Origin of the sequence: Streptomyces sp. NPDC057939 (genome assembly GCF_042887545.1) — a bacterium.
In the GTDB taxonomy this organism is placed as follows: Bacteria; Actinomycetota; Actinomycetes; order Streptomycetales; family Streptomycetaceae; genus Streptomyces.
The window spans coordinates 333,032-356,146 of the sequence record NZ_JBHVPG010000002.1 but is presented as its reverse complement, the minus strand read 5'-3'; the positions used below and the strand labels follow the sequence as shown (position 1 = coordinate 356,146).

23 protein-coding genes are annotated in these 23,115 nt (G+C 73.6%); 11 read left to right on the top strand and 12 right to left on the bottom strand.

Translation table 11 applies throughout. From position 1 onward, the window contains the following. Positions 1 to 61: 61 nt before the first annotated feature. From ACFVS6_RS03880 to ACFVS6_RS03865, 4 genes are all read right to left on the bottom strand, one after another. Entirely contained in the window at positions 62 to 406 is a 345-nt protein-coding gene (locus ACFVS6_RS03880; protein ID WP_389700348.1) for a hypothetical protein, read from the bottom strand. A gap of 132 nt (positions 407 to 538) precedes the next feature. Next, on the bottom strand, positions 539 to 1,150 hold the full coding sequence (locus ACFVS6_RS03875) for an NADPH-dependent FMN reductase (protein WP_389700347.1): 612 nt from the start codon (positions 1,148 to 1,150) through the stop codon (positions 539 to 541). Next, positions 1,147 to 2,247, bottom strand: coding sequence for an amidohydrolase family protein (locus ACFVS6_RS03870; RefSeq protein ID WP_389700346.1), 1,101 nt, complete (start codon positions 2,245 to 2,247; stop codon positions 1,147 to 1,149). Before ACFVS6_RS03870 ends, ACFVS6_RS03875 begins: the two co-directional genes overlap by 4 nt. Before the next feature lie 17 nt (positions 2,248 to 2,264). Next, positions 2,265 to 2,567 carry a hypothetical protein gene (locus ACFVS6_RS03865; RefSeq protein ID WP_389700345.1) on the bottom strand — a complete coding sequence of 101 codons (303 nt, stop codon included), beginning with the start codon at positions 2,565 to 2,567 and terminating at the stop codon, positions 2,265 to 2,267. Between the two features lie 362 nt (positions 2,568 to 2,929). On the opposite strand from ACFVS6_RS03865, the gene ACFVS6_RS03860 reads away from it, so the two are divergent. Next, complete coding sequence (locus ACFVS6_RS03860; RefSeq protein ID WP_389700344.1) at positions 2,930 to 3,367, top strand: VOC family protein; 438 nt, start codon at positions 2,930 to 2,932, stop codon at positions 3,365 to 3,367. Between the two features lie 330 nt (positions 3,368 to 3,697). Here ACFVS6_RS03860 and ACFVS6_RS03855 read toward each other — a convergent pair whose 3' ends face one another. Then, positions 3,698 to 3,934, bottom strand: coding sequence for a hypothetical protein (locus ACFVS6_RS03855; protein ID WP_389700343.1), 237 nt, complete (start codon positions 3,932 to 3,934; stop codon positions 3,698 to 3,700). 168 nt (positions 3,935 to 4,102) lie between these two features. Between ACFVS6_RS03855 and ACFVS6_RS03850 the strand changes: the two genes are divergently transcribed. Beyond that, positions 4,103 to 5,284: an FAD-dependent oxidoreductase gene (locus tag ACFVS6_RS03850; RefSeq protein WP_389700342.1), complete on the top strand. Its 1,182-nt coding sequence runs from the start codon at positions 4,103 to 4,105 to the stop codon at positions 5,282 to 5,284. Between the two features lie 61 nt (positions 5,285 to 5,345). Beyond that, on the top strand, positions 5,346 to 6,617 hold the full coding sequence (locus ACFVS6_RS03845) for a cytochrome P450 (RefSeq protein WP_389700341.1): 1,272 nt from the start codon (positions 5,346 to 5,348) through the stop codon (positions 6,615 to 6,617). Positions 6,618 to 6,665: 48 nt separating this feature from the next. On the opposite strand, the gene ACFVS6_RS03840 is transcribed toward ACFVS6_RS03845, so the two are convergent. Next, positions 6,666 to 7,094, bottom strand: coding sequence for an ATP-binding protein (locus ACFVS6_RS03840; protein WP_389700340.1), 429 nt, complete (start codon positions 7,092 to 7,094; stop codon positions 6,666 to 6,668). 136 nt (positions 7,095 to 7,230) lie between these two features. Beyond that, entirely contained in the window at positions 7,231 to 8,736 is a 1,506-nt protein-coding gene (locus ACFVS6_RS03835; RefSeq protein WP_389700339.1) for an aminotransferase class I/II-fold pyridoxal phosphate-dependent enzyme, read from the bottom strand. A gap of 72 nt (positions 8,737 to 8,808) precedes the next feature. Between ACFVS6_RS03835 and ACFVS6_RS03830 the strand changes: the two genes are divergently transcribed. Continuing rightward, on the top strand, positions 8,809 to 9,732 hold the full coding sequence (locus ACFVS6_RS03830) for a LysR family transcriptional regulator (RefSeq protein ID WP_389700338.1): 924 nt from the start codon (positions 8,809 to 8,811) through the stop codon (positions 9,730 to 9,732). A gap of 69 nt (positions 9,733 to 9,801) precedes the next feature. Here the strand turns inward: ACFVS6_RS03830 and ACFVS6_RS03825 are convergent, their stop codons facing one another. Further along, the gene (locus tag ACFVS6_RS03825) at positions 9,802 to 10,353 is read right to left on the bottom strand and encodes a rhodanese-like domain-containing protein (RefSeq protein ID WP_389700337.1); all 552 of its coding nucleotides are present in this window, start codon (positions 10,351 to 10,353) and stop codon (positions 9,802 to 9,804) included. 216 nt (positions 10,354 to 10,569) lie between these two features. Beyond that, on the bottom strand, positions 10,570 to 11,547 hold the full coding sequence (locus ACFVS6_RS03820; protein ID WP_389700336.1) for an amino acid ABC transporter permease: 978 nt from the start codon (positions 11,545 to 11,547) through the stop codon (positions 10,570 to 10,572). Between the two features lie 674 nt (positions 11,548 to 12,221). On the opposite strand from ACFVS6_RS03820, the gene ACFVS6_RS03815 reads away from it, so the two are divergent. The 5 genes from ACFVS6_RS03815 (at position 12,222) to ACFVS6_RS03795 (ending at position 17,221) form a co-directional block, all read left to right on the top strand. Then, complete coding sequence (locus ACFVS6_RS03815) at positions 12,222 to 13,394, top strand: LLM class flavin-dependent oxidoreductase (protein ID WP_389700335.1); 1,173 nt, start codon at positions 12,222 to 12,224, stop codon at positions 13,392 to 13,394. Positions 13,395 to 13,464: 70 nt separating this feature from the next. Further along, a complete protein-coding gene (locus tag ACFVS6_RS03810) occupies positions 13,465 to 14,436 on the top strand; it encodes an ABC transporter substrate-binding protein (RefSeq protein ID WP_389700334.1) in 972 nt (323 codons plus the stop codon). Between the two features lie 32 nt (positions 14,437 to 14,468). After that, positions 14,469 to 15,221, top strand: coding sequence for an amino acid ABC transporter ATP-binding protein (locus tag ACFVS6_RS03805; RefSeq protein ID WP_389700486.1), 753 nt, complete (start codon positions 14,469 to 14,471; stop codon positions 15,219 to 15,221). Positions 15,222 to 15,643: 422 nt separating this feature from the next. After that, positions 15,644 to 16,003, top strand: a complete 360-nt coding sequence (locus ACFVS6_RS03800) for a subtilase-type protease inhibitor (RefSeq protein WP_389700333.1) — start codon at positions 15,644 to 15,646, stop codon at positions 16,001 to 16,003. A 435-nt stretch (positions 16,004 to 16,438) separates the two neighbouring features. Continuing rightward, positions 16,439 to 17,221 (top strand): CAP domain-containing protein, encoded by a 783-nt coding sequence (locus tag ACFVS6_RS03795; protein ID WP_389700332.1) that lies wholly within the window; start codon positions 16,439 to 16,441, stop codon positions 17,219 to 17,221. A gap of 109 nt (positions 17,222 to 17,330) precedes the next feature. Here the strand turns inward: ACFVS6_RS03795 and ACFVS6_RS03790 are convergent, their stop codons facing one another. Further along, a complete protein-coding gene (locus tag ACFVS6_RS03790; protein ID WP_389700331.1) occupies positions 17,331 to 18,542 on the bottom strand; it encodes an aromatic acid exporter family protein in 1,212 nt (403 codons plus the stop codon). A gap of 133 nt (positions 18,543 to 18,675) precedes the next feature. Between ACFVS6_RS03790 and ACFVS6_RS03785 the strand changes: the two genes are divergently transcribed. Next, positions 18,676 to 19,188 carry a hemerythrin domain-containing protein gene (locus ACFVS6_RS03785; RefSeq protein WP_389700330.1) on the top strand — a complete coding sequence of 171 codons (513 nt, stop codon included), beginning with the start codon at positions 18,676 to 18,678 and terminating at the stop codon, positions 19,186 to 19,188. Positions 19,189 to 19,267: 79 nt separating this feature from the next. Here ACFVS6_RS03785 and ACFVS6_RS03780 read toward each other — a convergent pair whose 3' ends face one another. Next, entirely contained in the window at positions 19,268 to 21,298 is a 2,031-nt protein-coding gene (locus ACFVS6_RS03780; protein ID WP_389700329.1) for an NHL repeat-containing protein, read from the bottom strand. A 192-nt stretch (positions 21,299 to 21,490) separates the two neighbouring features. Next, positions 21,491 to 21,958 (bottom strand): hypothetical protein, encoded by a 468-nt coding sequence (locus tag ACFVS6_RS03775; RefSeq protein ID WP_389700328.1) that lies wholly within the window; start codon positions 21,956 to 21,958, stop codon positions 21,491 to 21,493. Between the two features lie 138 nt (positions 21,959 to 22,096). On the opposite strand from ACFVS6_RS03775, the gene ACFVS6_RS03770 reads away from it, so the two are divergent. Then, positions 22,097 to 22,984, top strand: coding sequence for a hypothetical protein (locus tag ACFVS6_RS03770; protein WP_389700327.1), 888 nt, complete (start codon positions 22,097 to 22,099; stop codon positions 22,982 to 22,984). Positions 22,985 to 23,115: the final 131 nt, after the last annotated feature.

Genomic DNA, 23,115 nt, shown 5'->3' with positions numbered 1-23,115 from the left:
TCCGGCGTCCGTGCTGCCGGGCCGCCCCCTGCCCCCTAGTGGTCGTCCGACACGTTCTCCACTACCAGACGACAGCACTGGCGATGATGCCCTCGAAGCCGACGCGCAGCGGTCCGTGGCTCACGTCCGGACCCGGTGCGTCACCTCCCCGCAGTCGCGCCTGTATCTCCTCGTCGATGCTGACGGCGGCCAACTCGCTGCCGTTTACGTCGACATCCGTCTCGTACAGGACGTGCAGCAGACCCGGGTCCACCCCGTCGCCGGCGGTGGTCGCCGAACCCACCGGTACGGCGACGTTGAACCGGGTCCAGTCCTTGACCCTGAACTGCTCCAACAGGCGCACCTGTTCGGGTACGAGGTCCACCTCGACCCCGATGAGTTCCGCCCTCTCCCTGTTCTCCGCCACTCTCGGTTCCTGCCTCTCGTGATCGACCTTGTCCGTGATCGGCCTTGCCCGCGGTCGCGCCGGCGCTCCGTGCGCGTGCGCGTACCGCTGTTCGTGCCGTGCCCGTGCCAGGGGCGGGGTACCGCGGCGGCATCACCTCCCCGGTCGGTGCGAAGCCGGTGCGGGTCCGCCCGCGGCGGGTCGCAGCGCCGTGGCCGTGGCCACGACCAGCCGGCCCAGTTCGCCGAGCCGTGCCGCGACGCCGGGGTCGACGATCCGCTCGTCGGACAGCGTCCGTGTGCCGTGACACACCGGCACCTGGAGGGGCACCACCAGGGCCTGCAGCGCGTGGGCGATCTGGACGAGGGCGCCGGCGGCCTGCACGGGTGCGCTGGCCCCGTCGCCCACGGCGGCCACCCCGACGACCTTCCCGGCCAGCAGCGGCGGCCGGTCCTGGCGGAGCGCGTCGATGTGATCGAGCAGGTTCTTGACCGGTGCGCTCACGGAGCCGTGGTAGGCGGGAGTGCACCAGAGGAAGGCGTCCGCGGCGCGGACGGCCTTGAGGAACCGTTCCGTGGCCGGGTCCGGCGGCGCCCCGGGCGTGTGGAAGGGCAGCGGCTCCTCGTCCACGGCCCACAAGCCGGTACGGGCGCCGGCGGCGCGCGCCCCGGCCAGCGCCCCCTCCAGCACCAGCCGACTGCGCGACCGCGGCCGGGTGCTGCCGCCCAGACCGAGCACCCACATCCCGTCGCCCCCACCGGTCACCGCGGTTCCCCCGCGCCCAGCAGACGCAGGCAGTTGCCGCCGAGGATCCCCTCCAGCGCGCCCGCGGGAATGTCCTCGCGCGCGAGCACGGCCTTCACCGAGCCCGTCATGCTGTGGTCGGCGTGCGGGAAGTCCGTCGAGAACAGCAGGACGTCGGCGCCCACCCGCTCGATCACCGTGGCGACGAAGGGGTCCTGTGCCTCGCAGGAGACGAAGCACTGACGCCGGAAGTACTCCGAGGGCGGCATCGTCAACCACGGCACCTCCCAGCCCAGTTCCCGATGGTGCGCGTCCATCCGGTCCAGCCAGTACGGGAGCCAGCCGCAGCCGGCTTCCATGAAACCGACCCGCAACCGGGGGAAGTTCGCCAGGACGCCGCCGAGGACGAAGGAGGTCACCGCCAGCATCTGCTCGACGGGGTGCGAGACGAGGTGGGAACAGATTCCGCTCTCGAACCGGTCGACACCCGCCGTCGCGCCCGGTGCGAAGCCGGTGCCCTCGTGCACGACGACCGCGAGGCCGCGCCGCTCGATCTCCCGCCACACCGGGTAGTTGTAGCGGTCGTCGAGAGTGCGACCGAGCACCGGATTGGGGCCCATGAGAACGGCGCGGAAGCCCGACTCGTGCGCCCGCCGGACCACGTCCACCGCCATGGCGGCGTCCTGCCGAGGCACGACGGCCACCGGCACCAGCCGACCGGCCGCCCGCGCGCAGTGGTCCCGGATCCAGTCGTTGTACGCCATCGCCATGGCGGTGGCGAGTTCGGGATCCCGCACGGCACCGACCGCGAGCCCCTGGCTGGGGAGCAGTACGGCCGTGTCGATCCCCTCGTGGTCCATCCGCCGGACGCGGGCGGACACGTCCTGGCTCCGGGTGACGTCGGCCCGGTACTCGGCGAGTCCGGCCTCCGACATCACCCGGCGCGGCGCCCGACCACGCCCCTCGGGCACCGGCAGGAGCCTCGACTCGACCATGAGGCGATCCATGCCCCAACTGTCCGAAGCCCGACGGGGAGCCTGCTTGCGCATGCTCGGGTCGATCCACTCCTCCCACATGTCCCAGGGTTCGACGACGTGGGCGTCAGCATCAATGACCACGGGGAGGAACTCACCGCCTAACGCAGGATCGCGATGTTGGGCACGTCCGGGAACACCTCGTGACCGGTGTGGACCTCGAAGTCGGCCTTCACCCCCGGTAGACCGTTCAGCTTGTCGACGAACACCTCGTTGGCGTGCCAGATCTCCTCGGCGAGGAGCTCGGCCTCCGCGCCGAACACCTCGTTCTCCAAAGGCTCTTCCTGTTCGACCGGGCCCGCCACGAGGGCCTCGGCCACGACCGCCCCACCCGCCGCGGCGCGTACGTGCGCCTGCTGCTCGGGAGTGAGCGGTATGCGGATCACGGCAATTCGACTGCCCATTCCTGGCCCTTTCCTTCCACCGCCCGAACGATGCGCCGCGATCGGTGCGAGAGCGCCGGGTCGAAGCGATGCGGAGCAGGAGGCGGGTTGCCCTGGTGATGGATCGAAACGGAGGGAGCGAACCGTCGTGAGGATCAGGAACGATCGGGATCGGGATCAGGATCGGGATCTTTGGCGCGGTGCGTATCCGGTACGTCGATCACGGATCCGCGGACGGCATTCCCCTTGGAGCGCTCCGACGAAGCGTAGGAAACCCCGCCGCCCCGGGGCAAGACGCGGAAACACGCCATGATCCGGGCCGCCGCCCGACCCCGCCGCACGGCCTCCGGGGATCGCGGCCGGGCCCGTGTTAGCTTCCGGGCATGGACCAGCGCGTCAGTCTGATCACCCTGGGCGTCACGGACCTCGGGCGTTCCAGGACGTTCTACGAAGCCCTCGGCTGGCGTGGCCAGGAGGTTGAGGAGACCGTCTTCTTCCAGGCCGGCGGCCTCGGGCTGGTCCTCTGGGGCCGGGACGCACTGGCACTGGACTGCGGACTCCCCGACGACGGGCGCGGCACGGGTTTCGCAGGCATCGTCCTCGCCCACAACCTGCGGTCCCGACAGGACGTGGACGCCCTCCTCGCCACAGCGCGACGGGCCGGGGCCACCGTCACCAAACCGGCGCGGGAAACCTCCTACGGAGGCTACGCGGGCTGCTTCGCCGACCCGGACGGTCACCTCTGGGAGATCGCCCACAACCCCGGCTTCCCCCTCGCCGACGACGGCGCCCTGACCATCCCGGACCTCGGCTCCCCGTAACACCGGGACGGGCGCCGAGGTGCCCGGCCGGCCGGCCGGCGTGCGCGAGCCCCGCGCCGTACCGGCCGGCCCGCGCCCGTCCCCGCCGACAGCGGTCACGGCATCACCGTCGAACGGCCGGCCCCCGTCGCGCGGGCCGGCCGCGAGGTGGCGGACCGGGCCCGCCACACCGACGACCGCCGGAGCGGACCGGCACCATCCGAAAACCGCCCTGGGGCCTGTCGTCGAACTCCCGTCCGGGCGACGACGGGACTTCGACGACAGGCCCCAGGGCGTGTTCCAGCAATCCCGCCTGGCCTGCGGCGCCCGGCGCCACTTCTGAAACACGCCCTAGTGCACGCTCCACGTGAACTTGCCGCCGCCCACCCAGTGGACCGCCTCGGGGTCGTCGAGGTCGTGGACCGTGACGCCGGCCTCCGCGGCGACCAGCAGCACGTCCGTCATCGAACTCGCCCTGCCGATGAACTCCCCGTCGACCTCGACGAGGCGGAAGGGCGGATTGCCGGGCTGCACCGCCAGGACGGTGACCCGGGCCGCGGAGATGTAAGGCGTCGAACTTTCGGTCATGCGGAGACGGTTCCACGTCCCGGGCGCCGGCGCGCGCGGCGACACGAACGGAAACCGCGTTCGTCGCCCCGGGAGCGCCGTCACGACCGCGGACCGGGCACGCCGGTCAGAGGCCGCCCCGCGAATCCTCGTGGAGACATCGCCGCGCGACACCCTAGAGTGCCGGACATGGGGGGCGACGTGGACGTGGACGTTGTGGTGGTCGGGGCGGGGCCGGTCGGGCTGACCGCCGCGTTGCTGCTCGCGCGGGCGGGTCTCGGTGTGGAGGTGCTGGAACGCCGGCCCGGGCCGGTCACCGAATCCCGGGCCACCGACCTGCACGCACGGACCCTGGAGGCCCTCACCCCGAGCGGGCTCGCCGGGCGGCTGCTCCCGCTGGGCCGGCGGGTGGACACCGTGGACATGTGGTCCGGGGGCCGCAGGCTGGGCGGTTTCGGGCTGGCCGGGCTGCCGTCGCCGTACCCGTACATCCTGACCGTCCCCCAGTGCGCGACCGAGGGCCTGCTCGGCGCGGAGGCCGAGCGCGAGGGGGTACGGATCCACCGCTCGGCGGCCGTCCGCACGGTCACCGAGGACGCGGGCGGCGTCACCCTGCGGGCGGACGGCGTCGGGCCGTTGCGGGCCCGCTGGGTCGTGGCGGCCGACGGGGCGTCGAGCACCTTGCGGACCCTGGCCGGTACGGCGTTCCGCGGCCGTACCCACGCCGGTACCTGGCAGCTCGCCGACCTGAGGGTGGAGGCCCCCTCCCTCGACCCGGAACGCGTCCACATGGTCGGCGGACCGCGCGGCCTGCTCGTCGTGCTGCCGATGCACCTCGACGGCTGGGTCCGCGTGGTGCTGCACCTCCCGCGCGGCCCCCGGCCGGGGACCGGCGACGGTCCCGGGGCGCTCGCGGCGGAGGCGGCGGCCCGCGGATGGACGGCGGCCGTCCGCGAATGCCGCTGGACGAGCGCCTTCCGCACCCAGCGGCGGCTCGCGGCACACCACGGCAGCCGCCGGGTGCTGCTGATCGGCGACGCCGCACACGTGTGCAGCCCGATCGGCGGCCAGGGGCTCAACCTCGGCCTGCGGGACGCCGTCACGCTCGCGGCCGCCCTGCCCGAGGTGACGGCCCTGCCGGGCGGGCCCGCGCCGCGGGCCGTCGACCCGCTCACCGCCTGGCGGCGCGCCCGTCGCGCCGAGGCCCTGCGCGTGCTCGCCCGGACCGATCTCGCCACCCGCGCCTGGACCCTGCGCGCGTCACCGGCCCGCGCCGTACGCGACACCGCGCTGCGCGGCGTCCTCGGCACCCCGGCCGGGCGCCGGCTGCTGGCCGAGGCCGTCGCGGGACCGAACCCGGGCCGCTCCTGACCCGGCCGACCCCGGGCGGCCGTCCCCGCGTGCGGCCAGGATCGTCGGGTAGGCGCCGGGCATGCCCCTCCCGATGATCGACGGCACGGCCTCCCTGTGGACGCACGGCTACGCCTGGCTGCCCGACCTGCGCCGGCGCAGGAGCTCCGACGGCGGCGCCGTGCGCACGCGGGTGTTCGGGCGGCGCGCGATCGTCCTGCACGGCCCCGCCGACGTCGCCTTCTTCTACGACGAGCGGCACGTACTGCGCCACGACGCGTTGCCGGGCCCGGTGCTCGACGCCCTCTTCGGCCGCGGCGCCGTCCATACCCTGGACGGTGACGCGCACCGGGTGCGCAAGGCGATGTTCGTGTCCCTGCTCACCTCGCACGAGGGCGTCGCCGCGCTGGTGGACCGTATCGGGACGCACTGGCACGAGGCGTTCACGCGGGCCCGCGGCCGGGAGGTCGTGCTCTTCGACCAGGTCGCCACGGTGCTCGCCGAGGCGGTCTGCGACTGGGTGGGGCTGCCGGTGACCCAGGACGCCGCCCGCGAGATCGCCGAGGACTGCGTGGCCATGGTCGACGGCTTCGCGACGCCCGGGCCACGTCACTGGAAGGCCCGCCGTGCCCGGGCCCGACAGGAACAGGGCCTGGCGCACGCCGTGACCGACGTACGGGCCGGCCACGCGCACCCCGGTGTGCTCACCGTCCCGGGCGGCGGCGTGCCGTCCCGGTCGGTCCTGGAAACGGTGGCCCACCACCTCGACGCCGACGGCGTCCCCCTCGACCCGCACACCGCCGCGGTGGAACTGCTCAACATCATCCGGCCGACCGTCGCCATCGCCTGGTTCGCCGCCTTCGCCGCGCACGCCCTGCGGCGCGACCCCGAGCTGCGCGCGGGACTGCGTACGGGGGACTGGGCGTACGCCCGGGCCTTCGCCCACGAGGTCCGGCGGTTCTACCCGTTCGTCCCCTTCGTGGGCGGGGTCGCCGCCCACGACCTCGAACACCGGGGCCGGGCCGTGCCCGCGGGCACCCTGGTCCTCCTCGACGTCTACGGCCAGCACCACGACCCCGACCTGTTCGACCGGCCCCACCGCTTCGACCCCACCCGCTTCCTGGGTCGGGAACCGGACGGCGACCTACTGATCCCGCAGGGCGGGGGAGACGTCCGTACGGGGCACCGTTGTCCCGGCGAGGACATCGTCGTCGGCGTCCTGACGGCCCTGGCCACGGCACTCGCCCGGCTGGAGCACACGTCCCCCCGACAGGACGTGACGATCCCGCTGAACCGGATACCCACCCGGCCGCGCAGCGGAATTGTCCTGAGGCCCTCGTGGCCGACGCGCTGAGGACGCTCCGGACCCGGACCGACAACCCCCGGGCCCCCCGCCCCAGGGTCAGGCGGCCGCGACCGTCAGGCGGGCGCTGACCGTCTTGCCCCCGGCCGCGGTCGGGTGGACGGTCACCTCGCGGGCGAGGTGTCGGATCAGGATCCAACCCCAACCGCCGGTGCCCTCGACGTGCGGTGCCCGGGTGACGGGATGCTCCGGACTGCCGTCCGTGACGTCGATGTCGAGGCGTTCCCCGTGCAGGGCCAGATCGAGGGTGCAGGGTCCGGCGGTGTGCCGGACCGCGTTGGTGACGAGCTCGGTCACGATCAGCAGGGCGGCGTCCTCCGCCGGTGGGGACACCGTCCCGGGGTGATCGGAGCGGTCGGCCGCCTCGTGCAGGAACCGGGACGTCGCCGCGCGCGCCCGGTTGGCGGCGGCGTGGTCACCCGCCAGGTCGAGGTGCAACCGGGGGTGCTGCAGGAGTGCAGGAGTCATCGGTGGTCTCCCGGTCGCGGCTCTACAGGGCTGTCACAAGAACCCCCTTCCCGGGAGCGGCGGCCTCATTCCCCGTCGCCCTTCCTTCGTCCTGTTATTTCTCCCTCCCGTCTCTCCCGCTCTCCCGCCCTTCCGGTCAGGGCGCGACGACGCGCAGCCGGGAGACGTCCGCGTCGACGGCGCCGCGTACGTGGCCCCCCGGAGCGGCAGCGGTCCGACGCAGGAACGCGACGGTCTCGGCGGTGATGACCTCGCCGGGCAGCACGTTGGGGATGCCGGGCGGGTACGCGGCGAGCGTGTCGGCGCTGACCATGTCGACCGCCGCCGCCGCGGGCACCACCCGGGAGGGGCTGAGGAACGCCTCGCGGGCCGTGAGCCGTGCGGGGCCCGGCAGGGGCGGGCTCAGCGGTTCACGCGCGGGGACGTCGGAGCAGGTGAGCGGGGACGGCAGGCGGTGCAGGGCGTCGACGAAGCGGTCGGTGTCCGGCTCGGAGCCGGCCCCGATCACGGCGACGAGCGCGGAGTCCGTGGCGACCTCGACCATGATCCGGTGGTCCCGGGACAGCGACAGGCGGGCCTCGTGCCCCGTGATTCCGCCGACCCGGGTGTCGACGGCGATCCGCAGCGGATCGGCCCCGACGACGTCCGGGAAGGCGTGGAAGCGGTCGCCGACGACCCCGAAGCGGCCCCGGGCCCGGACGGCGCCGCGCACCGAGTCCGCCGCCTCGATCGAGCCGGTGATCCGGTCCCGGCCCGAGACCAGGGCGCGGCGGGCGAGGTCCAGGGAGGCGGTGAGGAGGGCGCTCGCGCTCGTCGACTGCACCAGCCGGAAGCACCGCTCCACGAGCGGTTCGAGCCGGTCGGCGAACGGACCCTCGGCCAGGTGCAGCATCGCCGACTGCGTCAGGCTGCCTGCGAGCTTGTGCGTGCTGGAGGTCACCAGGTCCGCGCCGAGCGCGAGGGCGCCCTCGGGCAGTGCGGGGTGGAAGCCGAAGTGGGAGCCCCACGCCTCGTCGACGATCAGGGGGACCCCGGCGGCGTGGGCCGCGTCGGCGATGCCCCGTACGTCGGCGACGGCCCCGAAGTAGCTCGGGGAGACGACGTACACGGCGGCCGCGTCCGGTGCCCGCCGGAGCGCCTGCGCCACGTCGTCCGCCGTCACACCGTGGGCGATGCCCTGCACGGGGTCGACGGAGGGCTGCACGAAGACCGCGTCCAGTCCGGACAGCACCAACCCGTCGACGACGCTGGAGTGCACGCTGCGCTGCACCACCAGCGTCCGCCCGAGGGCGGGAGCGACCATCGAGGCGATCTGGTTGCCCTGGGAGGCGCCGTTCGTCAGGAACCACGTGCGCCGCGCCCCCCAGGCGCGGGCGGCCAGGGCCAGCGCCTGCTCCAGGGGGCTGTCCGGGCCGACGTCGAGCCCGTCCAACAGCGGAGGGAAGTCCAGGGCGGTGACCCCGGCACCGAACCGGTCCGAGAGTGTCGAACCGGGGGCGGCGGCGTGTCCGGGCACGTTCAACCGCAACCAGTCCCGGCCCGAGTGGGCCACGAGGGCCTCGGCGTACGGGGCGCACGACTGGTCGGCGGCGTACGGGGCGGCGGGACGGATCGGGGGGAGCGGGGCGGTTCGCGTGTTCACTCCCGGAGCGTGACACCTCCCCGGTCATCGAGGAACGGTGGTGTTTTCTGCAACCCTCCATACCCTGTCTATATGCTCGACGTCCGTCACCTCCAGGTCCTCCGCTCGATCGCACAGGAGGGTTCGCTCGCCGGCGCCGGCCGTGCGCTGCACTACAGCCAGCCCACGATCACCCACCACCTGGCGGCGCTGGAGTCGCATTTCGACGCCCGCCTCGTCCGACGCGGACCGCGCGGCGCCACCCTCACCGAACTCGGCGAGGCCTTGTTGCCGCACGCCGAGGCCGTGCTGGATCGCCTGCGCCACGCCGAGGCGGAGGTCCGCGAACTCGCCGAGCGCGGCACGCGCACCCTGCACATCGGCACCTTCCCCACCGCGGGCGCCCTCCTGCTGGCCCCCGCCGTCAAACGCCTCCACCAACAGGGCGTCCACATCTCCCTCACCGAGGGCGAACTGCCCCTGCTGCTGCGGGGGCTGCGGGCCCGGGAGCTCCAGGCGGCCCTCGTCTTCTCCCAACCCGGCGACCGCCTGGACCTGGACGACGCGTTCGAACCGCACCCCCTGCTGGTCGACCCGCTCCTCCTGGTCATGCCGCGGGACCACCCGTGCGCCGCCCTGGACCGGGTCCCGCTGATCGAGCTGCGCGACACCGCCTGGGTGGGGGCCGCCGACCCGCACGACCCGTGCGACCGGGTCCTGTCCTGGGCCTGCGCCCAGCAGGGGTTCGAGCCCGTCCACGCGATGCGCACCGACGACTACGCCGTCGTGCAGGGCCTCGTGGCCGCCGGTACGGGCGTCGCCCTCGTTCCCCGACTCGCCCTCGGAGCGCCGCACCCCGATCTGGTGGTGCGCCCCCCGGCCGGCCCCGACCTCGCGCGGGAGATCAGCGTCGTCGTACTCCGTTCGACCGCGGCCGGCAGCGCCCGGGAAGTGGTGGCGGCACTGCTGGAACAGGCCGCGCTGGTCAAGGACCGCTGGGCCGCCGCCGGCCGATGACCTGGGGCCTGTCGGCGGAGTCCCGCTGTCGCCCGGAGGGCGGCCTCACGGCGTCCTCGCGGACGCCCGTCAATGGGAGGGCTCCGCGCCCGCCCGCCGGTTGAACGGGAGCCGGCCCAGCACGACCGCCATGCCGCAGGTGTTGCTGAGGGCGGAGAAGACCAGTCCGCCCGCGACGCCCGCGGACAGCAACTGGAACGCCGGGTGCGCGACGAGACCGAGGACCAGACCGAGCAGGACCAGCGCGCCCGCCGCGAAGCGGACCTGGCGCTCCATGGCCCAGACGGCCCGCGGCCCGCCGGCGGGGTGGTCGAGACGGTGGCCGCCGGCCGCCCAGGCCGCGGTGCCGCCGGTGAGGACGGAGGCGTCGAGACCCTGGGAGGCCAGGACGGCGACGGCGTTCTCCGCACGCGCTCCGGAGGCACACACCACCAGCAGCGGTTTGCGGGCGGACGCCCGCCGGAGGTCCGGGAGGGACCGCGCGAGACGGTCGAGGGGCACGTTGACGGCGTCGGGCAGGTGACCCGACGCGAACTCGCCGGGGGTACGGACGTCCACGACGGTCAGCTCGTGGAGGCGGGGGAGCGCCTCGGGAACACTCAGGGCGGCGGTCACACTCATGGCGGATCGTGATCCTCGGCAGGGGGAGGGCGTGCGCGGCGGACGGCGGCACGTGCCGGGGATCCTAGGCTCGGGGGCGTCCCCGTGGCGGTCGCCGGGGCCGACCGCCACACACTCGCCACGTTCCCGCAACAAGCGACGCGGTCCGGGGCCGGAAGCGGGCCGCCGGTGCGTCGGCGTGACCCGCGGACGGCCCTCGACCCGCTCCCGCGGACCTCACCGGCCGCCGGGGGAGGTCAGGGTCCGCAGTCGGGCGCGCGCGACGGCCAGCCGGACGCGCAGCTGCGCCACCGGAGTGGGCGGCAGGCCGCGGGAGGTGCCGCGCGCGTAGTACCGCTCGACGTAGAACTGGCCGGCGCTCAGCACGGTGGTGACCGCGATGTACCAGAGTGTGGCCACCATCAGCAGTGGGATGACCTGGTAGTTCTGGTTGTAGGTCAACTGCACCGAGTACAGCAGGTCGTGAACCGCCAGCACGCTGACGATGCTGGTGCCCTTGAGCGTGCCGATCAGCATGTTCCCGGCGGTCGGCACGATCGAGCGCATCGCCTGCGGGACGACGATCCGGCGCAGGGTGCGGAACCTGCTCAACCCGAGGGCCTGAGCGGCCTCGGTCTGACCGGAGTCCACGGACAGGATGCCGCCGCGCACCACCTCGCAGGCGTAGGCGCTCTCGTGCAGGGTCAGACCGATGACGGCGGTGAGGGTCGGGCCGAGCAGGTTCACCGTCTTGACCGTGAAGAACTCCGGGCCGTACGGAATGCCGAGGCCGAGCGTGGGATACAGGGCGCCGATGTTGAACCAGAACAGCAACTGCACCAGCAGGGGAGTGGACCGGAAGATCCACACGTAGCCCCAACTCAGCGTCCGCAGAACCGGGTTGGTGGACAGTCGCATCACGGCCAGGACGGTGCCGAGCAGGAAGCCGAGGACCATCACCGCGGTGGTCAGCCACAGGGTGAGCAGCAGCCCGTCGAGCACGGCCGCGGTGGTGAAGTGGCGTCCCACCACGTCCCATTGGAAGGCGTCGTTGCGGACCACGGACGTGAGCACCATCGCGAAGACCAGCAGGGCGAGGGCGGCCGACACGTGACGCCCGACGCGCCGGCGCGGAACGATCGGCGGTGACGCGGGGGCGTCGGAGGCGGGGGACGGGGTGGTCGACGGGGGAACGGTGGCGGTGGGCGTGGGCATCGCGGGGTTCTCCAAGTGAGGGATGCGCGGGCGGTCGTGGCCGCCCGGCGCCGCGCGCCGAGCGGCGCGGCAGGAATGCTCCGCGCGGGAGCGGGACCCATCCGGGCCGGGTCGATGCGTCGTCACGCTCACCGCGTCCCTCAACGCGGTGGGGATCGGCCCTCCCGTACGGGGGCGGCCGGTCCGTCGCCGGATCGTACGCGCCGACGGCGTGGCCGTGTCAACCACGGGCGTCCACCGGGGCGGGGCGTGTCCGGCATCCGGTCCGTTGCTTGACGAAGCGCATCGTGTACTGCTCAAGTAGTCACATGAATGCCCATCAGCGCCTTGTTTCGCGCGACTACATCGACTTCGGTCGGGTGTGGTCCGCGACCTGTCGCGCCTGATGCGGCAGCGGGCTGTCTGACCGGCCCTTCCCTCCTTCGGTGACCCCGTCGCGGGCCGATGTCCCCCTCCGCACCACCCGCCGCGCGGCATCCGCCCGCACCGGGACGCGGCGTCGTGGATCCGGACGTGCGCTGCCCCGCTCCCATCCCGCGACGTGCCGCGTCGTCCACGTCGCATTCCCCCGCACCGCTCCCTCCACCTTCATGTGACCTTGCGTCACATGTGTGTGCCATGAGGTCGGTTCGTGCTGTCCGCCCGCGATCCGCCACGCCCCGAAAGGCCATCCCATGCCCGTGGAATTCCTCGGCATCGCCGCCACCAACGACGGTTCCGAAACCACCGCCCGCTCCGGCGCCTCCTTCGACAAGGAGTACACGCTCCGGCTCGCCCGGGCGCACGAGGACCACGGCTGGGACCGGGTGCTGTTCGCCTACGGCTCCGGCTCCCCGGACCCCGCGCCGGCGGCCGCGTACGTCGCCGCCAGGCTGGACCGCCTCGGGATCCTGCTCGCCCACCGGCCCAACGTCTCGTACCCCACCTTCGCCGCCAAGACCTTCGCGACCCTCGACCGGATCAGCGAGGGCCGGCTCGCCGTGCACTTCATCACCGGCGGCAATGACCACGAGCAGGGCCGGGAGGGCGACACCCTCACCAAGGACGAGCGCTACGCCCGCACCCGTGAGTACATCCGGATCGTCAAGAAGATCTGGACCACCCACGAGCCCTTCGACCACGAGGGCGAGCACTACCGCTTCCACGACTTCGTCAGCGACGTCTTCCCCGTCCAACAGCCGCGCCCCGACGTATCGTTCGGCGGCTCCTCGCCCGCCGCGTACGCGGCGGGGGGTGCCGAGGCGGACGTCTACTGCCTGTGGGGCGAACCGCTGGCGGAAACCGCCCTGCAGATCGAGGCGGTGAAGGCCGCGGCGGCGGCCGCGGGCCGCACCGACGTGCCGCGCATCCAGGTGGCGTTCCGCCCGATCATCGCCCCGACCGAGGAACTGGCCTGGGAGAAGGCGCACCGCACGGTGGCCACCATCCGGCAGCGGCGCCGGGCGGGCGGCCCGGTGCGGCGGCACCAGGGAGGCGTCACGGAGGCCGCGGCACCCGAGAACACCGGATCGCAGCGCCTGATCGCCATCGCCGAGGCGGGCGAGCGCTACGACCGGGCCCTGTGGACCCCGACCGCCGCCGCCACCGGCGGCGCGGGCAACTCCAACGCCCTGGTCGGCACCCCGGAAACGGTAGCCCGGGCCCTCCTCGACTACCACGACCTCGGCGTCGACATCCTCTCCGCCCGCGGCTACGACCTCCTCGACGACGCCGTCGACTTCGGCCGGTACGTGATCCCCCTCGTCCGGGAGGAGGTCGCCAAGCGGGACGCCGCCCGGGCAGCCGCCCGCGCGGCCACGGATCCGACAACCGTCCCGCAGGAGCGCCTGACCGGGGTCGGCGGGTGACGAACCCACCACCCCGATCGCCCCCCACCGCCCCGCCACCGTCCGTCACCACGCCCCGCCATGGAAAGGCATGCCCGCCGTGAACCTCCCCGGGAACGGGATCCGCACCCGCCTGCGCACCACCGCCGCCCTCGCCCTGCTGCCCCTGTTGCCGTTGACCGCCTGCGGCTCCGGCGGCGGTACCCCTGCGCCGGCGGGCGCCGCGCAGGCCTCCCCGGCCCCGGCCGACGATCCGGTCGCCGACGTGACGACCGTCGAGACGATCGCCGCCCTGCTCCCCGCCGACGTCCGCAGGACGGGTAGCGTACGGATCGGCAGCTCCGTCGGCTCCCCGCCGTCGGCGTACTACCCGAACGGTCAGGACAAGCCGCCCGCCGGCCAGGACATCGACATCGCCAACGCGGTGGCCAAGGTCCTCGGGGTCAAGGCGGAACGGCAGGACGCCTCCTTCGAGACGATCCTGCCCGCCCTCGGCAGCGGGAAGTACGACCTCGGCACGGGCAACTTCGGCGTCACCGCGGAACGCCTGAAGACCATCGACTTCGTCACCTACATCAACGACGGCCAGGGCTTCGCCGTGAAGACCGGCAACACCACGCTGACCACACAGGTCAACGACCTCACCCAACTGTGCGGACTGACCATCGGCACCGGCGCGGGCACGACCTTCGAGAAGACCCTCACCGCACAGCAGGGCGTGTGCGCCGCGGCCGGCAAGAAGCCCTACGAGGTCAAGGTCTTCTCGGAGCCCGGGGCCGTGACCACCGCCCTCCAGCAGGGCCGGATCGACGTCGTCATGTCGACGATCAACGGCCTGCGCCACCAGGCCGCCCAGCCCGCCGCGCAGACCACCTTCCTCGGCGAGTACCACCGCCTCGACGTCGGCTTCGCCTTCAAGAAGGGATCCCCGCTGACCCCCGCCTTCCAGGCCGCCGTCAACGAGCTGGTCAAGAACGGCACGTACGCCCGGATCCTGAAGAAGTGGGGCACCACCGCCTCCGCGATCGAAGAGTCGCGGATCAACCCCGCCGAGCACACGTGAGCACCCCGGTCGCCGGCGCACCGACCGACGTCATGGTCGACGTGCGCGGCGTCCACAAGAGCTTCGGCACGCTGGAAGTGCTGCGCGGCGTGGACCTGCGGGTCCGGGCCGGCGAGGTCACCGTGGTCATCGGCCCCTCGGGCTCGGGCAAGTCCACGCTCCTGCGCACCATCAACCACCTGGAGAAGGTCGACCGCGGCCTGATCCACGTCGACGGCGAGCTCATCGGCTACCGCAGCGCCCGCGGCAAGCTGTACGAGCTGGGGGAGGCGGAGGTCCTCAAGCAGCGCACGCACATCGGTTTCGTCTTCCAGAACTTCAACCTCTTCCCGCACCTCACCGTGCTGGAGAACCTCGTCGAGGCCCCGGTCGGCGCGCTCCGCCGGCCGCGGGAGCGGGCGCGGGAGTCGGCGCGCCGGCTGCTGGAACGGGTCGGTCTCGCGGACAAGGGCGACGCCTACCCGCGGCAGCTGTCCGGTGGGCAACAGCAGCGGGTGGCCATCGCCCGGGCGCTCGCCCTCGAACCCAAGGTGCTGCTCTTCGACGAGCCGACCTCGGCCCTCGACCCGGAACTGGTCGGAGAGGTCCTCGACGTCATCACGGACCTGGCCGCAGCCGGAACCACCATGATCGTCGTCACCCACGAGATCGGCTTCGCCCGCGAGGTCGCCGACACCGTCGTGTTCATGGACGGCGGGGTCGTCGTGGAGCAGGGCCCGCCGTCCGCCGTCCTGGACGCGCCGCGGCAGGAACGTACCCGGGCGTTCCTCTCCAAGGTGCTCTGACCGGGAAGCCGGATTCGGCGGCGGGGCCCGGTCCGTCGGGCCCCGCTCGGGCGTTCGGAGCATCCCGGACCGCTCCGATCCGGTCAAGCTGCGTGGCCGTTCGATGAACGGAGCGCGGCAGCCGACGGGGCGGGGCGCAGGTCACGGGTGGTGTGGCCCCGGACCCTCGATCACGCGGGAGGTCGGCGCACCCCCTGTGAGCTGCCCGAACGACCATTCGGTGCCCGCTATCCGAACGGTGTGTCCGTAAAACGGTCATCGACATGCGCTGCGCCTTCGCATCGGACACTGTTGGCCAAGTCAGACCGCGATATTGCAAGCAAGTATCGCGTTCAACCTTGGAATCGAAAGTGAGTTGTGCTGTGCGTCGCATCACCACGGTCTCTGCCGCCGCCCTCCTGTGTCTCGTAGGAGCTTCCGGTGTGGCGGAGGCCCGCCCCGCGAGCCTGTACGCCCCGTCCGCGATGGTCTTCACCGTCGTCCAGGGCGACACCGACACGGACACCGCCTTACGCGCCTCCACCCTCAGCTGCGCCCCGACCGCCTCGGGCACGCACCCCGACCCCGTGGCCGCCTGCGGGGCCCTGAACGCCACCGGCGGTGCCTTCGACCGGCTGCTGGCCGCCCCGGACCCGGAGCGGGCGTGCCCCATGCACTACGACCCCGTCACCGTCACGGCGGACGGCGTCTGGCAGGGCAGTCGCGTCGCCTGGAAGCACACGTTCTCCAACGGCTGCGCCATGAACGCGACCCTGAACGGCAACGCCGTCTTCGCGTTCTGATCGGCAGCGGGGGGACGGGCGGCCGTGCGGACCGTTTTCCCTCCGGTTCCCTCCTGAACCCGTGACATGCGTCACGGACCGCGCGCCGGCCCGGCGGCCCTCGGGATGATCGTCGGCCCGGCGACATGTCGGCCTATGTCGCTATTTCGCGTGGACATGCCTCACTCCGCCAGAAACGGAATTGGTGGCTCCTGTTCAGCCTTCTCCAACGCGGCTGACGGGGGCCGGTTCTGGCGGTGCGACAGCTGCGTGCCCCGGCGACCGCCACCCGGGCATGCACGATCTTCCAGCCGATTCAAGCCGTGTCCCGGACCCCCTCCGCGGCTCCGGGGCCGTGGCTTGCCAGGCCACTGCCGGGCTTCTAAGAATGGCGACTCCTCCGGCGCCTTCGCGGTCCGGCGCCGGGAGCTTCGCGATCACCGAGTGAGGTCCCGCATGAAGAAGCACCGTAAGAAGAAGCACCATCGGAAGATAGCCGTCGCCGTCGGGGCGCTGGCCATCGTGGGCGTGCCCACCACGGCCATGGCGTGCCTGGACACCCAGGAGACCGGCCCCGTGCGGGTCGTCTCCTCCCAGCAGGACGCCCGCCCCTGGCAGACCGGCCCGGGCGCGCAGCAGCCCGTGCAGGCCCCGATCCCCTTCGAGGCCCCCGAGGCGGCACCGGCCGAGCCGGTCGCGCAGCCCGTCGTCGAGCCGCCCGCCGACCCGGCCCCCGAGAACCCGCTGCCCGCCGAGCAGGCGCCGCAGCAGCCGGTCCAGCAGCCGCAGCCCGTGCAGCCGCAGCCGGCGGAGCCGACCGGGACGCCCGAGGCCGGTGCCCCCGCCGATGCCCAGGCCCCCACCGGCGCCGCGGGCGAGGTCCTCGCGCTCGTCAACAAGGAGCGCGCCGCCGTCGGCTGTCCCGCGCTCACCGTCAACGAGAAGCTGACCAAGGCCGCACAGGACCACAGCGCCGACATGGCCGCCCACTCCAACATGTCCCACACCGGATCCGACGGTTCGGACCCGGGTCAGCGCATCACCCGCGCCGGATACCAGTGGAGCACCTACGGCGAGAACGTCGCCTACGGCTACGACACCGCCGCGAAGGTCATGGAGGGCTGGATGAACAGCCCGGGCCACAAGCGGAACATCCTCGACTGCTCCTTCAAGGAGATCGGGATCGGCCTCGCCCAGCCCGGCCAGTACTGGACCCAGAGCTTCGGCGCCGCGCGCTGACGCCCGACGCCGACGTACGGCGCGACGTGGGGGGCGGTCGGTATCCGGCCGTCCCGTCCGCGTACCCGCCCGGTCCGCGTACCCGCCCGGTCCGCGTGCCCGGACGTGCTCAGACCTTCGTTCCGGTGCGACGCCGGGGCGCACGCCCGGCGAGCGCGTGCAGCCGGGGATGGCGTGCGCGGCGCTCGCGCGAGTGCCGGTCCAGTTCCTCCATCAGGCGGGCCGAGCGCTTCTCCACGCCCAGTTCGTCCAGCACCCGGTCCGCGTCGGCCAGCAGGGATCCGTAGAGCTGCCACTCGTCGGGTCGCCGCGCGACCTGCTCCGGCAGCAGGGCGGCGAACCGCTCGCGGCTGCGGCGGGCGATGGCCAGCTCCTCGTTCAGCCGCTCCTCCGCCGCCTCCGCATTGGCGCTGACCTGGGCCGTCACGAGCTGGGCGAAGGACTCGACGGCGCCCGCCAGGTGCTCGTACACCTCCTGGAGCGCCACCGCCACCGCCGGCGGCAGCAGCGGCTCCGCGCCACGGGTCCGGGCCATGTCGGTCAGGGTCCGGCAGGACACGCGCAGTACCACCGCGCAAATCTCCAGCGTGTCGAGGCCGGTCCGCAACACGAGCCGGAAGAGAAGGCCCTCGCGGACGCGGGGATTCATCCGCAGACTGTCCTCGGCCTGCCGCAGCGCCGCGTCGACCTCGGCGACGTCGTTGTCGAGCCGGCGCGCCTCGTGCAGCCGGGCGGCGGCCGACTCCACGGTGGTGGCGTTCTCCGCCTCACCACCGATGTGCAGGAGCAGCGTGCGCATCCGGGTCGCGAGACCGGTGATGGCGGCGCTCGCCGGCTCCACCCACACGGGCGGGGCGACAAGGACGTTGAAGGCCAGGCCGACCGCCGCGCCGATCAGTGTTTCCAGGACCCGGTCCCAGGCGGTGTCCGCCACCCGGCTCACCCCGAGGACCAGCATGGCGCTGATCGCGACCTCGGGCACGAACTCGCCGGCCCGCACCAGCCGGCCCACCACGAGCGACGCCAGGATGACCAGGCCGAGGCTCCACCAGGTCAGACCGACCAGCGCGCTGAACGCGATGGCGACGAGGACCCCCGCCACCACCGAGTTGACCCGTCGGATACCCGTGGTGAGCGTCGTGTACAGGGTCACCTGCACGACGAGGAGGGCGGTCAGCGGCGCCGTCAACGGCGCGGGTTCACTGCTCAGCCGTAGCGCGACGGCATAGGAGACGACGGCGGCGGCCGTCGAGCGGAGCGCTTGGACGACCGCTGGTTCTCGGCGTACGACGTGCAGGAGCGAGGCAAGTGCGTGGGTCATGCCCGTGCGCCTGCCCGCGCCCGCCGCCGGAAACCGGTGACCGGCAGGTTTCGGGCTCCGGGGAGGTTTCAACCGCCCGGCGGCGAGCACGCGCCGGGTGAGGCAAGCGGACCCGAACGAGGAGGGAGCCGGCATGGCAGCCGACCGGCAGCACCAGGATCAGGAGCAGGACGTCGTGGCGTTGATCCTCAAGGACCACCGCCGGATGGAGGACCTGTTCCGGCGGATGCGGAGCGTGGAGTCGGACCGCGAGGACGCGCTGAAGAAGTTCTCGGCGCTGCTCATCGCGCACGGCGAGGCCGAGGAGACGAAGGTGTACGGCGCGCTGAAGCGCTTCAAGGACGTGGACAACGAGGAAGTCGAGCACGGCACCGAGGAGCACGAGGAGGGCAACGAGGCGCTCCTGGCCCTCCTGGAGGTCGACGAGGTGGGCTCCGAGGCATGGGACTCCAAGCTGGAGGACCTGGTCAAGGCCGTCTCCCACCACCTGGACGAGGAGGAGCGGACCATCCTCAACGGTGCCAGGGAGAACGTCCCCGACGAACGGCGGGCCGAGCTGGGAGCCGCCTTCCTGGAGGAACGCGCGCGCCGGCTGGCCGCGGACTGCGGCAGCGTCGAGAACGTCCGGGCCGTCGTGGGCAAGTGACCCGCGGGCGCCGCGGGCGCCCCGCGAACCGCCCTGCCCCCGCCCCCGCCGCACGGGCGGGGGCGGCGATCTCCGCAGGTCACAGCGGCCGCGGCAGCCCGATCAGCGGCGTGCGCACCGGGGTGGCCAGGCCGACGAAGAGCACCAGCTGACGGCCGCCCGGGTTGGTCTGCAGCGGGACGAGCTCCCAGTTGTTCGTCAACCACACGTTGCCCGACGGGTCGACCTGGACGCCGGTGTTGCGGACCAGCCCGTCGAATCCGTACCCGGCGGAAGCCGGTGAGATGGGCTGCCCGGTCCGGTGCCCCGGCGGACAGGCCTCCGTCCGCACCCCGCACAGTCGGGTCACCCGCTGCCCCGAGAAGTCGGCCACCCACACCGTGTCGGAGCCGTCCACGGCGATGCCCCAGGGCAGCAGCACACTGCCCGTCGTGTAGGACGCCGCCGGGGTCGAACCGTCGGGGGCGAGCATGAGCACCGAGGCTCCGTCCGCCGCGGGACCGCCGGCCGGGCCGGTCGAATCGGCCAGGTCCTGGGAGGTGTCGTCCTCGCACGGCACCCGGACGCCACCACTGTTCGACACCCACTGGTTGCCGCGGCTGTCGGAGGCGATCCCCATCGGCCGCCGCAGCCCGCCGCCGGTCACCATGCGCTCCAGGGTTCCCTCCGGACCGAACACGGCCACGCTGTCACTGCCGTTGCCCGTGACCCACGCCCGGCCGCGGCCGTCCAACGAAACACCGAACGGCTTCACCAGCTTGCCGTCCCCCACCGGAATGTTCTCGGCCTGCCCGGCCCGCCCCTGCGGGATCCGGGTGACGCTGCGGTTGCCGCAGTTCGCCACCCACACCGTGCCGTCCCGCCCGGTCGCCAGGCCCTGCGGCTGTAGGAAGTCGCCCTGCCGCCATCCCTGCGGCGGGGACAGCGCCCGCCCCCGCGGGTCGAACTGCGAGACGCTGCGGAACAGCGGGTCCGGGTCCAGCGGGCAACCCCGCCCCTGGAAACCGAAGTTCGCCGCCCACACGTCCCCGGACCGGTCGACCGCCACCCCGTACCCGGCCCCGTACAGGCCCCCGCCCGCATAGGGCGCCCCCGGGGCGTCCCGGCCGTCCGGTCGGATCCGGAGCAGCTGCCTGCCCCCGCACGCCGGGTCCCGGGGGTCCTCCCCGTAGACGTAGTTGTTCACCACCCAGGCGTCCCCCGCCCGGTCGAAGGCGATGTTCCCCGGACCGTCGAACTCCCGCCCGTTGCCCTCGTAGCGCAGGGCCAGGGTCCACGCCGTCGGCGCCGCGTCGAGCGCCGGCGCGTACACCGGGTGGCGCCGCGCCAGCGCGAACACCGCGTCCGGCCGGGTACCCGGCGCGCGGGCGATGTCCGCCACCGCCTGCAGGGTGTCCCTGGGGCGCTCGCCACCGGGCACCCGCGCCGCTTCGAACAGTTCCGCGCACCCCCGGGCCCGCGCCGTGCACGCGGCGAGCGCGTCGGCCAGGGAGTTGAAGGCGCGCAGCGTGGAGGTCTGCCCGCCGTTCGGCGGCGCCGCCAGGAAGGGGGAGACCCCGCCGGTGGTCACGTCCGCCAGGTTGTGCGCCACCGACGCGGCGTTGCGCGGCCCCGGCCAGGGCCCCGCGAAGCCCCCGTCCCGCGTGAACTGGGCCAGCGCGAACCCGGCCGCGACGGTGGTCCGCTCGGTGACGCCCAGTCGACGCTCCGGCCCGCCGGGGGCCCCGGTCAGCACGGCCGCGAACCGTACGGGGGGCGTCGTGCGCGTCCGGTCGTCCGCCCCGCCGTCCGCGGGTCGCGCGTCGGCCGTCAGGTACACCACGGCCCCCGGGTCGCGGGGCGGGGCGTACGTCACCCGGAACCGGCCCCGGTCGTCCGTACGGGCACCGCCCAAGCGGCGCGGCCGGTCACCGAAGCGGGTGCCCGCCTCGTACACCGTGACCGCGGCCCCCGGGACCGGACCGCTGCCGCCGCGCACCACTCCGTCCCGGGCGACCTCCCGCTTCCCCGGTCCGGGGTCGCCCGACGCGGGCGCGGGGCCGGTCGCCACGGTGATCGAGAGCAGGGCGGCCAGGAGGGCCGCCCGGTGATGTCCACGGCGCACGCGCATCCGCATGGTCCTTCCTTCGGGCTGGGGCAGGGTCCGCGCCAGCCTCACAGCACCGGCCGCGCCCCCGTCCGGTCCCGCCCCGCCGCGGGCACCTGATCCGCCCGTACGGACCAACCGCCGCCGGCGGGCGGACCGGGCGGGGTTCACGGTCCCGTCGAGCCACCGGCAGTGCGGACCGGCCGTCGGCGTCGCTCATCCAGGTGGCGCGGGCCGGCGGGGCGGACGAGGGTGCGGGACGGGGCGGGTCAGGCGTCCGTCGAGCACGACGTCCAGCCAGGTGTAGCAGTCGCCGGTCCACAGACCGACCTCCGCCCGGCACCCCGCGCAGGCGAGGTTCGGCCCGTCGGTCCCGGCCGGCCCGCAGCAGCCGGACCAGCGGCCGAGGATCCTCGTGGTCCCCACGAGGTCGCCCGGGCTCAACAGCAGGTCCACCCCCGGCTCGTGCCCCGCGCGCGACCTGCCGAAGGACTTGGGCGGTGGGCCCCACGCGGTCCGGCCCGGATCGGGGTCGCGGGCGAAGGTGCCCGGCGCCATCCTGGGCGGGCACGGGTCCACGGGGGAGTCGAGCGGCGTCCACACCTCGCCGTCGGCCGGCGGCGGCACCTCGCGGACCGGGGCGGACAGCCGGTGGCCGCACACGGCGCAGTCGAACACGATCACAGGGGCATCCTGCCGGGCCGGTCCGCCGACCTCCAACTCGTCGATGCCCTGCCGGAAGTGCCGCCCGCCCCGGTGGGCGCCGGCTCGGAGCGGGGCAGGGTCCGGGCGTTTTCGACAGCTGTCTGCCAGGGTGTGCGGATGACGTCCGAAGTCACCGCCGCGGGCTGGGCCGGGCACCAGGTCGCTTCGGTGCGCGACGACCCCGCCGGACGGTTGGCGTTGATGGAGCGCTGCTACCACGGCCCCTTCGGCAAGGCCCCGCGCCACCTGCCGTTCCGTCGGGCCGCGATGTCGTTCATGGGCTGGCAACTGCGGCGGGGCGTGCTGCGGCCCGCGTTCGCCGAGCGGCCCGGCAGCCCGTGGTGGCGCGCCGTGAACGAACGCATCCTGCGCGACGGCTGCGAGGCGGTGGGACTCAGCGGCGGGCTGCGCGGGCCCGCCTCGTCACCCACGGTCGAGCAGTGGCTCTCCTTCGCCGAGCACCCCACCGCCCGCGCCTGGTACCGGGCGCACAACGGGAGCGTCGTGGCCGCCTACCTGGAGAACCGGGACCTGGCGGAGGCGGAGAACGAGACCGAGCGGTTCTTCATGAACGTCGTGCTGTGCCGGGTGCTCTACGCCCACGCCCTCGTCGCGGCACCCCGGATCTCCCTCGGCCGGCTGCGTCCGCTCGCCGCGCTGCTCGGCGATCCGAGGCTGGGGATGACCGGGATCTTCCTGCAACTGTCCCGGGTGCTGCCCGACGAGTATCCGCTCCGCGACAGCGTCCGCTCCCACCTCGACAGGGAGATCGGATTCGGGCGCCTCCTCGACTTCGGGGTGATCGCTCCACGATTGCAGCAGCTGTACGAGTGGTCGGCTCGCGAACTCGCTCAGCCCGGTCTGCTCGACTGCGTGCGCGACGGAGCGCTGATCTACGCGTGGCCGTACGCGGACCGGTACGTCTGGCTGCCACCGCGGTCGTTCCTCATCCGGTTCGTCCGCCGGACCCTCCCGCCCGAGCGCACCGGCCCGCGAGGGCCGTAGGCCTTCCCGTCCCGGATCCTTCCCGTCCCGGATCCTGCCCGACCCGACCCACCGGCACCGCAGCGGAGATCCCTCCTCGGCGCGCCGCCCGAAGGCGGTTCCCGCGCCCTTCCGCGGGTGTTGCCGCCGGG